9 protein-coding genes are annotated in these 11,003 nt (G+C 46.2%); 6 read left to right on the top strand and 3 right to left on the bottom strand.

Annotated elements, in window-relative coordinates; translation table 11 throughout:
* Positions 1-676 precede the first annotated feature (676 nt).
* Positions 677-1,459: a sulfite exporter TauE/SafE family protein gene (locus MHN09_RS20290; RefSeq protein WP_202941385.1), complete on the top strand. Its 783-nt coding sequence runs from the start codon at positions 677-679 to the stop codon at positions 1,457-1,459.
* Between the two features lie 197 nt (positions 1,460-1,656).
* On the opposite strand, the gene MHN09_RS20285 is transcribed toward MHN09_RS20290, so the two are convergent.
* The 3 genes from MHN09_RS20285 to MHN09_RS20275 form a co-directional block, all read right to left on the bottom strand.
* Positions 1,657-3,774 carry a TonB-dependent receptor gene (locus MHN09_RS20285; protein ID WP_239241790.1) on the bottom strand — a complete coding sequence of 706 codons (2,118 nt, stop codon included), beginning with the start codon at positions 3,772-3,774 and terminating at the stop codon, positions 1,657-1,659.
* A gap of 71 nt (positions 3,775-3,845) precedes the next feature.
* Positions 3,846-4,214, bottom strand: a complete 369-nt coding sequence (locus MHN09_RS20280; protein ID WP_230598816.1) for a hypothetical protein — start codon at positions 4,212-4,214, stop codon at positions 3,846-3,848.
* Positions 4,215-4,323: 109 nt separating this feature from the next.
* Positions 4,324-5,604 (bottom strand): sigma-54-dependent Fis family transcriptional regulator, encoded by a 1,281-nt coding sequence (locus MHN09_RS20275; protein WP_239241791.1) that lies wholly within the window; start codon positions 5,602-5,604, stop codon positions 4,324-4,326.
* 155 nt (positions 5,605-5,759) lie between these two features.
* On the opposite strand from MHN09_RS20275, the gene MHN09_RS20270 reads away from it, so the two are divergent.
* From MHN09_RS20270 to MHN09_RS20250, 5 genes are all read left to right on the top strand, one after another.
* On the top strand, positions 5,760-6,365 hold the full coding sequence (locus MHN09_RS20270; protein WP_239241789.1) for a DUF3365 domain-containing protein: 606 nt from the start codon (positions 5,760-5,762) through the stop codon (positions 6,363-6,365).
* A gap of 328 nt (positions 6,366-6,693) precedes the next feature.
* Positions 6,694-8,274 (top strand): cytochrome ubiquinol oxidase subunit I, encoded by a 1,581-nt coding sequence (locus MHN09_RS20265; RefSeq protein WP_239241788.1) that lies wholly within the window; start codon positions 6,694-6,696, stop codon positions 8,272-8,274.
* Positions 8,271-9,407, top strand: a complete 1,137-nt coding sequence (gene cydB / locus MHN09_RS20260) for a cytochrome d ubiquinol oxidase subunit II (protein WP_049585641.1) — start codon at positions 8,271-8,273, stop codon at positions 9,405-9,407. Before MHN09_RS20265 ends, cydB begins: the two co-directional genes overlap by 4 nt.
* A 10-nt stretch (positions 9,408-9,417) precedes the next feature.
* Positions 9,418-9,531 (top strand): cytochrome bd-I oxidase subunit CydX, encoded by a 114-nt coding sequence (cydX, locus tag MHN09_RS20255; RefSeq protein ID WP_014951149.1) that lies wholly within the window; start codon positions 9,418-9,420, stop codon positions 9,529-9,531.
* Positions 9,532-9,709: 178 nt separating this feature from the next.
* Entirely contained in the window at positions 9,710-10,972 is a 1,263-nt protein-coding gene (locus MHN09_RS20250; protein WP_239241787.1) for an ABC transporter transmembrane domain-containing protein, read from the top strand.
* The last annotated feature ends 31 nt before the right edge of the window (positions 10,973-11,003 follow it).

Below are 11,003 nucleotides of genomic sequence, written 5' to 3'. Positions count from 1 at the left end.
TTAAAAAATCCGATACCAGAGACTGATATCGGATTTTGAAGCCTTAAAAAGATCGGTCAACCGATCATGAAAATTTTCTTAACTGATCGGCATTACGCCTTTGCGGCGGGTTTAGTGAATTCTATTTACGCACTAGCTAACCCGCCCATTCCTTAGAATAGCGAGAATAATAATCAGCGCAGTCGCTGAGTAAGCAGTATGTGTATTCGTGTTTTTAGGCATAGTATTTAAAAACAGTGCGCTGCTAGTGAGTATTTAATGACCCGAGTATCCTGTGCACAATGAAGAAAGTCAATGGGTTTTTAGGTGTAGAAATTAGACCCATGCGAGTGGGTGGGCAAGCGGTAAGTGTAAGGTACAAGATGTAAGGTGTAACGCTACCCTAGGCTTCAAATATGGTAATGCGAATAATCGAGCCCTGCTTTAAACAATCATAAATATCTTTATCAGTGAACCCGCTATTACTGAGAAGTTGCCTGGCAACTAGCTTAGCGCCTTTTGTACATTGCTTGTCGCGTATTATCCGAAGTGCTTTGTTTAAATAACTAATAGAAGGCATGATAAATAACCTTACGCACTAGGCGTGAGTTTTGTATGATATTTAAACGATGTGTTTTGGTGTAATGATCACTCAAACCATACAAACTGTGTTACGAATTAAGGTGGAATTTGACCCTTGGAGTTACTTTATAGCTGGTTAACGGCCAATGATGCGATGTCGATGTCATCATCAGTAGTACTTGTTGTTACCTCCTTTTTTACGTCGATGATGACAGCAACGCTGGGTATTGGTGGCGGGGTCTTATTGCTGGCAGTAATGGCCGGTACTATGCCAGTCAGTGCGCTGATCCCGGTTCACGGTCTAGTACAGCTTGGTTCAAACGGCAACCGTGCACTGATGACGGCAAAGCATATCGACTGGAATATGCTGAAGTATTTTTCTTTAGGCGCAATCGTTGGCGCTTTTTTTGCTTCGTTTGTTGTGGTTCAGCTGCCGTTGATTATTATTCAATTTGCGGTTGCCGCATTTATTTTATTTCTGGTGTGGGGGAGTAAACCCAAAGCACAAGAAATGAACCCCGCGGGTAGAACATTGGCAGGGTTAGTAACCACGTTGGTTTCAATGTTTGTAGGTGCTACAGGGCCTTTGGTGGCGGCATTTGTACACAGAAATAATTACAGCAAAATGCAGATAACCGGCACGTTTGCCAGCTGTATGACACTGCAACACGGCCTTAAAGCGTTTGTTTTTACCTTTGTAGGGTTTTCCTTTGCCCAATGGGCCGGGCTAATCATTATTATGATTGCCAGTGGTGCGCTCGGCACGTTTTTCGGCTTGAAGGTATTAAAGCGTGTCCCCGCTGAAAAATTTATGCTGGCGTTCAAGATAGTGGTGACACTGTTGGCCCTGCGGCTTTTGTGGCAGGCATTCTCAACCTTATTTCCCGCTGTAATCTGACACAGCTCTTTACCTCCCAAATACTTACGTTAGTGCGCAAGTTTTCATTTCTAGCGTTTAAAACGGCATGTGTATCAGACATTAAGAGAAGATAAACCAGCGGAGGCAGACCACTGGTTTATCTTTTTGCCTTTAGCTTTTACTCAGGGCTGAACCTACATATTGCGTTTGGCTTTTGGGGTTTGAGTTTTAAACAATTAGAACCTGTAGCTCAGCGATAGATGCCACTCTCGTCCCGCTGCGGGTACTCGCTCACCTAGTGCAACATCAGTATTCCTCACGCGGTTAATTCCCGCTGTGTGTGGGGCGTAGTGTTTGTCAAACAGGTTATGAACGGTTGCCGTTACCTGAAGGTTTGACCGCGCATTATCTATAAGGGTGAAAAGCCCCGTAATGTGTACTAATCCATATCCTGCAGTAGTGGTTTCATTTTGTAGCGCTGAAACGTGGGTTTGTGCTCCTGCCAATTCTGACGTTAGTTGCAGCGCCATTGGCGCATTAAGTAGCTGTGTATCCCACTGAATGGTGGTGATTAGCTGTTCGGGGGCAATACGAAACAACGCATCGTCGATATCGTCGCGATTACCGTGCTGAACACTTGCTACTGCGTTAAGCTTCACGTTATCAAACACATTACCCGAAACAGTCAGATCTGCCCCTTTGATTACGGCGTCTGTATTAGTCCATTGAAATGGTGTTGTGCCTGCCATCATGGTAGAGACCATATTGGCAGCCATATTCATGCTGGGAGAACCAGTAATATAGTCTTCAATATCTTGATAAAATAGACGAGGAGAAACTGACCAGCTTTTGAAACGGTAATCAATACCCACATCTATCTGGCGTGCAGTTTCGTTGTCTAGAGCCAAGTTTCCAATGTAGTTAAACCCGTCTGCCATTCCCCCAGAAATACCAAGAGGCAGCCACGTATAGCGTTCGAAGTAAGTAGGGGCACGGTTTTTCTGCGATACGCCAAGGACAACATCGACATTGTCGCTGGCGTGATATCGCGTGCTAGCGGCAATATCTAACATGTTATAGCTCTTACTGCGTTCTGCCGCGTTGAAATCATCAACGAGTGAAGCAATGGCTGGGTTCATCATAACCATATTAGAACCGGCTAGCCCGGCATCCATGTCAACACGTGTATATCGGGTACCAATTGTTGTTGAAAAAGATGCTTTATCTCGCTGCCATTCTGCGTATACGCTGGCTGTGTCTTTTTCTACGTTGGTAAAGTTATCAACGAAGAACATGCCGTTATTAGGGTTGGTGATGGTCGAGTTATTCCTGCTGTGGTGCAGATAGGCACCCAGTTTGAGATCGCCTTTATAAAATGGCGTCACATAGGTGGCATCCAGGCCTTGAGCAATAGCATCAGCGTTATTCTCTCTCGCCATGCCGGCAGACATCACCATGCGCTGTGAGAAGTTGTCCATGGCATGTTGGTTGCTGTTGCCAAACCAGCTTAACGTGAAGAACTCCCTATCGTTCGCGTTATAGCGATAGCCCAGTCGATACCAAGCGGCATCAATAAAACCAATGTCCATGGCTAAAGCAGGCGTGCCGCTTTCGTTAGTATTAAGTTGCTGATAACTCACATCGACTTGGTGATTGCCCCACTCGACGCCCGCCCTAAACTTACCGCCATTTCTTTGGTAATGGCTGTTTGGTATAACGCTGTTATCTCCCGACTCTTGTTCGTCGCGCTGCTGATGAGTGAAGGCGCCGCTAACAAAAGCCTGGCCACTCTTATAAAACACATTGCCTTGGTATTGCTGACCGCTCCCCGGAAATATTGCGCTGGCACTTACGCTACCGCTAAAGCCTGTATTCAAGTCAAAAAGTGCTGAGGCATCAGAGTGAATGCGAAGCTTTCCGCCTAGCGTCTGCACACCTGCACTTACTGGCACAATCCCCCGGTAAAGGGTGGCGGTCAGTCCTGGCTCTGGCAGCACATGAGAAAGGGGCGAGTCCATGGCGTTTGGTCCTGCTCCAGCAATATCAACGCCATCAATGCTTACGCCAACTCGATCACCGTAAAGTCCTCTATACTGAATAAGCCCGGTGACTGGGCCGTTTCGAGATATCGACACGCCAGGTAATGTGGCAAGCTGATCGCCAAAGTCAGCGTCAATATTGCTGGTAGCACTAACAGACTCTTGCTCGATATTTTGCGTGCTAAGGGAAAGCGGTGTGCCAATAACGGTGACCACTTCTGTCGAAGTGTTATCGGCTAAGTCGATGGTGTTTGCGTAAATGTGTACGGGCGCGCACGCAGTGAATACGGCAAGCGCAATGATAGATTGCTTCATAACAATTCCATTTTAAAAAATGAGTGTTGTGCATGGTGAAAGCATGCATGTTCAGTGTGTTTTGGAGGTTGTTATGCGTGTGGTGGGGCACGACTTAGCGGCGCCGCGTAAGCAAAATCTGTAAAGGGCTTAGCCGCTAAACGCGCGACTAGAGCGCGATAGCGAACTAGTGATATCAAAGGTAATGTGGCATGTAGTGGCTCGTCAACCTGAGGTAAGTCGGCTAACGTGCCATTGGTACAGTCAACGTGCTCGGCGGGTGCTTTGAGCAGTTCGGGGCTAACAAAAACGAACTCACCTTCAAATTCAGTGGCGCTAATTGAAATGTAGCGCATGGTCTTGCCAGTACAAATAAGTTCAATATCTTCACCTACAAACGCACGTGCTTGCTGCATAGTATGGGCAGCAAGGCCAAGTGCTAATGCATTCTGCAAAAGCATACAAAGGCAAAGTGTTAGTGTAAGTAGGCGTCTTAAAGTCATTTTTCTTTATCTGGTTAGCGCCTTTTTATCATAGCCCGCGTTTTGGTAATTTTTCTACCTATTATTTTTAAGTATCTCCAACCCCCGCTTTTTTCAGCTTTCTGTAAAGTGTACGGGTACTCACTCCTAGCGCTTGTGCAAGTTGCTGGGTATCGCCTTCAAAAGACGTGTAAACCTGACGTAAGTATTGGCGTTCCAATTCGTCTAAGGTCACAACGTTACCGTGAGATGAAGAGGCATCATTGATAGCATCAGAGCTTATGTTATCGAGCTCGGGTAAGTCTGTATCGTAAATAACGGTTTCATCAGCCAGTAAAATAGCTTGGTCTACAATGTTTTTGAGTTCGCGAATATTGCCTGGGAACGGGTAGTTGGTTAGTTTTTCTAGCGCGTTTTTATGAAACCGTTTTTTCTCTTTAGACATTGCCAAAAAGTGAGCGGCTATCAGTGCTATATCTGATTTTCTTTGTCTTAAAGAAGGGAGGTTGATAGGAAAACCGGCAATGCGGTAGTAGAGGTCCTGTCTGAATTCGCCCGTTTCCACCATATGCTTTAGATTTTTGTGTGATGCACACACTAAACGAAAATCAGCCTTTTTAGACACTGTGCTTCCTACAGGTCGATAAGTTTGAGACTCAAACAGCCGCAGAAGCTTTACTTGTGTTGAAAGTGGGATATCGCCGACTTCATCAAAAAACAATGTGCCGCCTTCCGCTGCTTCTACGAGCCCTTTCTTATTTGTGGTTGCGCCTGTAAATGCCCCTTTTTCATAACCGAATAGTTCGCTTTCAAGCAGCGTGTCAGACATGCCGGTACACTCGATGACAACAAATGGTTTGCCAGCACGGTGACTACTCGAGTGAAGTGCTTGGGACACCAGCTCTTTACCCGTGCCGGTTTCACCAAACAGTAGTACTGAAATATCTGAGTTAGCGGCGCGATTTATTTTGTTTAGCATTGCTTTAAATGCCTCTGATTCGCCGACCATCTTTCCTGCTGAAGGTCGGTTTGAGGCAAACGAAAGCTTATCAAGTATTTCCAAGAAACCTAATAATTCTCCGCTACCGTCGAAGATCGGGCGCATGAGGATGTCGCAGTAGCTTTGACCCTCACTGGTGGTATGAACGTGTACTACGCTAGCCGCTCGTCCTGTGGCTTTACTCTCTTGCATGGGGCAATGCTCGCCGCACTTATCGCAAGGTTTGCTGTTGCGGTGAGAGACTTGATAGCAGGTACTAAAGCCAAGCTTTATATCCACAGGGTAGGTATCTCTGTAGGGCTGGTTGACAGCTTCAATAACGTAGCTTGGGTTAATGAAGATTGCGGGTTTATCTATCGCATCTATCATCGCTTGTACTATGGATATATTCATGGGGCGCTGAATATTAGTTTGCTCTAATTTGATTTTAGCAATTTATCATATTGGCATAGAGCTTGTTCACTGTTTGAGACAAACGGCAATACTTGGGTAGCAACTCATTCAATTCCTAGGAGAGTTTTATAATGAAAAATGGCGTAATGCTGGTGGCGATAAGCTTATTGGCGAGTAGTGCTCATTCATTGGCAGATACAGTGACTGCCAATGAGAAACAAAGTGAAAATAGTGTGCAGGAAAAAGTCAAAGAAGCGCGACTACACGCAAAAGCGCTGGGAGGCGCGCTAAAATCACGACTACAGCAAGCAATTCAATCCGGAGGGCTAGAAGCTGGCGTTAACGAATGCCAGATCGCAGCGGCTCCTATTGCTCTGGCGCTCAGTCAAAACGGGTGGGAGGTTGGGCGTACCGCGCTGAAAGTAAGAAACCCAAATAATACGGCAGATCAATGGGAGCGTGAGCAGTTAGCATGGTTTTCACAGTTACTGACCAACGCTAAGCAAGACAATTTGGCCCCTAAAAGACCTCTTGAAACTTATCAATACGATAGCGAAAGCGGTAAGTTTAGGTACATGATGGCTATTGAACAAGGTCAGGTATGCATAGCATGCCACGGAGCTAATGTGGCACCTTCAGTAAAACAATCCATTCTAAAGCTCTATCCCAACGATCAAGCTACAGGGTTCGAATTGGGAGAATTACGAGGCGCGTTTACACTCTCATATACCCCTTAACTTTTCCTTATACTCTACTTTTTGACATTCTGCTAAGCAGCCTTTTTCTTGTGCCATATTTGTCACCTAAATGACAAATATGGCGAATTCATCGCCACCAATTGTTGCGTTGGGTCAATAAGCCACACGCTCGGTCGTGGAATAATTTATCTGCACAGTACGAAAATACCGCCGATTATCGGTAATTGAGGCTTAAGCAGCCAAATTACTGATGTATGGCATAAACCGTGCACTTGCCATGCGGCATATTCACGTGTTCATCACTGAATTTTAAACCACTTTTCTGCTAAGCGTTTAACGCGCACACGAAATACAAGGGAGATAACCCATGAGCGATACGTTAATAGAACTATCGCGGTGGCAATTTGCATTAACTGCAATGTTCCACTTTATATTTGTACCCTTAACTTTGGGGCTTAGTTTCTTACTTGCCATTATGGAATCGGTATACGTAATGACGGGTAAAGAAATTTATAAGCAGATGACCCAATTTTGGGGAAAGCTGTTTGGAATTAACTTTGCCATTGGTGTAGCCACAGGCTTAACCATGGAATTCCAGTTCGGAATGAACTGGTCTTACTATTCTCACTATGTAGGCGATATCTTCGGTGCGCCACTTGCCATCGAAGGCCTAATGGCCTTTTTCCTGGAATCTACCTTCGTGGGGTTGTTCTTTTTTGGCTGGGACAAAATGTCAAAGGTGAAGCATCTGATGGCGACTTGGCTGGTGGCCATTGGTTCAAACTTCTCTGCACTGTGGATCTTGATTGCTAACGGATGGATGCAATACCCAGTAGGGGCTGAATTTAATTTTGAAGCCATGCGTATGGAAATGACCAGCTTTGCTGAGGTTATTTTTAACCCCGTAGCACAGGTCAAATTTGTTCACACTGTATCAGCAGGTTACGTGACCGGCGCAATGTTTGTGTTGGCAATTTCAAGTTACTACCTGCTTAATCATAAGCATATCGCCTTTGCGCGCCGTTCGTTCGCCATAGCTGCTAGCTTTGGCCTAGCCTCAACGCTTTCTGTGATCGTGCTAGGAGATGAAAGTGGTTATGAGCTTGGTGATGTACAAAAAGTGAAGCTGGCAGCAGTTGAAGCTGAGTACGAAACCCATCCTGCACCTGCGCCGTTTACTGTGTTTGGTATTCCAAACGACGAGAAGCAGGAAACCGAGTACGCCCTTCAAATTCCTTGGGCAATGGGCATTATTGCTACCCGTTCGTTAACCGAAGAAGTAAAAGGTATTAAGGATCTTAAAGAAGAGAATCGCGAGCGTATTCTAAGCGGAATTAAAGCCTATGAAGTGCTTGATGATGTAAGAAACGGCACCGCGACAGCTGAGCAACGTACTGCCTTCGACCAAAATAAAGACAGTTTAGGCTACGCTATGTTGCTAGAGCCTTTCACTGAGAACGTTTCAAATCCTTCTGATGCCGCGCTTCAACAGGCAGTAGATTACAGCATTCCGCCGGTTGCCCCATTGTTTTGGAGTTTCCGCCTTATGGTTGTGGCTGGCTTTATTATGCTTGCGCTATTTATGTGCGCCTTTTACTACAGCACTAAACACAAGATTACAAAGCCACGCTGGTTATTAAAAAGCGCGCTCTACGGCTTGCCGCTTCCTTGGATTGCCTGTGAGGCTGGCTGGTTTGTCGCTGAATATGGCCGCCAACCATGGTCAATTGCAGAGGTGCTTCCGGTGCATACGTCGGTATCTAATCTCGCCGTAAGCGACGTGGCAATAACCCTTGTAGCCTACAGTGCTTTCTACACCGGCATGTTCATTATTGGTTTTTACCTAATGAAGAAGTTTGCCAAGAAAGGGCCAGTTCCACCTGAAGATAAGCAGCCTGACACTGAATTTGATCTTATTGACCTTGATGAGCAAGGAGCAAAAGCATGATTGATTATGAACTACTGAGAGTCATTTGGTGGTGCTTGGTTGGCGTTCTGCTAATTGGCTTCGCGGTTACTGATGGCTTCGATTTGGGCGTTGGAGCACTGCTCACGCTTATTGGTAAAAATGACAAAGAGCGCCGCGTAATGATAAATACAGTAGGGCCGCACTGGGATGGCAACCAAGTTTGGTTTATCACCGCAGGTGGCGCTATTTTCGCCGCGTGGCCTATGATTTACGCCACTGCGTTTTCTGGGTTTTACCTCGCGCTGGCCCTTACCTTAATTGCCCTTTGGATGCGCCCGATAGGCTTTGATTACCGCAGTAAATTACCTAACCCGCAGTGGCGTAAAGCGTGGGATTGGGCGTTATTTGCTGGCGGTATTATCCCAGCCCTTATCTTTGGTGTGGCGTTTGGTAACCTGCTGTTAGGCGTACCGTTTGAAATGGATAGCACGCTTAAATCAACCTACACAGGCTCGTTCTTTGGCCTTTTAACACCGTTTGCGCTGGTGGCAGGACTGCTATCTGTGGCTATGTTGCTGAATCACGGTGCAACCTGGCTACAAATGAAAACCGATGGCTTTATTGAAGTTCGCGCACGTGCAGTATCGGTTGTGTTAAGCCTGGCTGGTGTCACGCTATTTGTACTTGCAGGTCTTTGGGTAGCATTTGGATTAGATGGCTTCGTGATTACGTCGGCAGTCGATACCATTGCTACGTCGAATCCACTTAAGAAAGAGGTTGCCATTGAAGCTGGAGCTTGGGTGAGCAACTACAGCAAATACCCCCTTATGATGGCAGCACCTGTGCTGGGTATTATTGCGGGTCTGGCCTGTGCGCTTTTCTCTAAGAAAGGTAATGCAGGCATGGCGTTTGTATCGAGTGCGCTATTTATAGCAGGCGTTATCTTAACAGCTGGCTTTTCAATGTTCCCATTCCTAATGCCAAGCATCACTATGCCAGAGGCGAGCTTAACCGTATGGGACGCTACGTCTAGCCATATGACGCTAAACGTAATGTTTATCGTTGCCTGTATCTTTGTGCCTATTGTACTTAGCTACACGGCCTATAGCTTTTACGTAATGCGCGGGCGCATTAAAAACGAAGACCTCGACCAGTCTCACACCATTTATTAAGGAGAACGCTATGTGGTATTTCGCTTGGATTTTAGGAGTTTTGCTGGCGTGCTCTTTTGGCATTATCAACGCCATGTGGTTGGAGTCGACGGAAAATATGGATAGACCCGAAGACCAAGAGTAGAAGCGGAGGTAGGCTGGCCGCCAGAACACGTCGTGAACTCGTCCATGGGGGCTCATCAGTAGCGTCCCTGCCGCTGAGGGTTCTTGCAGCCAGCCCACCACCACTTCGAAAAGAATGAAAAAGAAATGCGAGATTTGCTCTCGTTACTAAGTAACGAAAAAGATGAGTCAAAACCACAGTGATCAAAGAAAAAGTTCCCAACCGGCAAACGCTCAACGCGTGGTCCAATAAGATAGATAAGGCGCAGTCGCTTGGCTTACGTACCTCTCTTACGGCCCAAGTAATGGTTAAGTGTTTGTCGCTTTTTTCTTTGACTATTGGGTTCTATTATTTTTCTCATATTGCTCATGACTGGGTAGTAAACCAGTCTCCTGCAACAGCGAGTGATGTCACAGGACTTGCCGTTTCTCTGGGGCTTAGCTGGCTGCTACAAGGCGCATTCAATGCCTTATCTAGTAGTGCAAGAATGCAGGTGTTAAACAAGCTCGAACAGCACCTACAACACGTATTCATTGAGCGTCAACATGCGCTTATTCGACAGCACTCGGTTTACTATTGGCAAACGGTGTGGCTGCAGCATTTACAGGCTTTTGCTGACTGGGCACTTGAATATCGAGTGCAGCAATTGATTGCAGTTGTTGTCCCATTATTTGCTTTAGCCGTTATCTTTTATGTGAACCCCGTTATAGGGATTGGCCTATTACTGACATTGCCGGTAGTGCCGCTTTTTATGATCATTGTGGGCAAGGGAGCCGCTGCCCTACATCGAAAGCATTTTATCGCCCTTGAACGTTTGGGAAGTTTATTTACTGATAGGTTAGCCGCGCTGCCGATGCTGGCAAATTATCAGGCGCATCAAAAACAAACAGCCCTGCTTAAAGATGCCAGTGAAAACTTGAATGCGCGTACTATGAAAGTAGTGAGCGTAGCGTTTTTGTCCAACAGCGTGCTCGACTTCTTCGCAACACTCGCGGTTGCACTTACGGCAGTATTTATTGGTTTTTCACTGTTAGGTGAATTGAGTATTGGGCCGGAAATAACGCTCCAGCAAGGCTTATGGATATTGCTGACTGTGCCATTGTTACTCAGTGAAATGAAAAAGTTGGGGCAGGTATACCATCAGAAGGCGCAAGCAGAAGCCGCCAAAGCTGAACTCGCGCCGTTATTCTCGCGCTTCACGCAAAATCTTGCTTGTAGTGCAGTGAATCCGGTCAACGCTGACACAACCCACCATTATTCATCAGAACACGAGGTATTGCTTGCGGCTAAAAACCTTAAGGTTTTTGACATAAACGCCCCGCAACCTCGCTTGCCGAGCGGTAAGGATAAATCGGCTGTTGATGATACTCCTGCACTATTGCACGCTGAATCTCTAGAACCGACATTCCGCATCAAATTCAGGAATAAATCTCTTGGTATAATGTGCCAAGTACATCAATGATCACCTGCTGGCGCTCCTGTTTGTCTGTGAT

It is taken from the genome of Alteromonas sp. MmMcT2-5 (assembly GCF_022348315.1).
GTDB lineage: Bacteria > Pseudomonadota > Gammaproteobacteria > Enterobacterales > Alteromonadaceae > Alteromonas > Alteromonas macleodii.
This window is presented reverse-complemented; position numbering and strand designations above follow the sequence as displayed.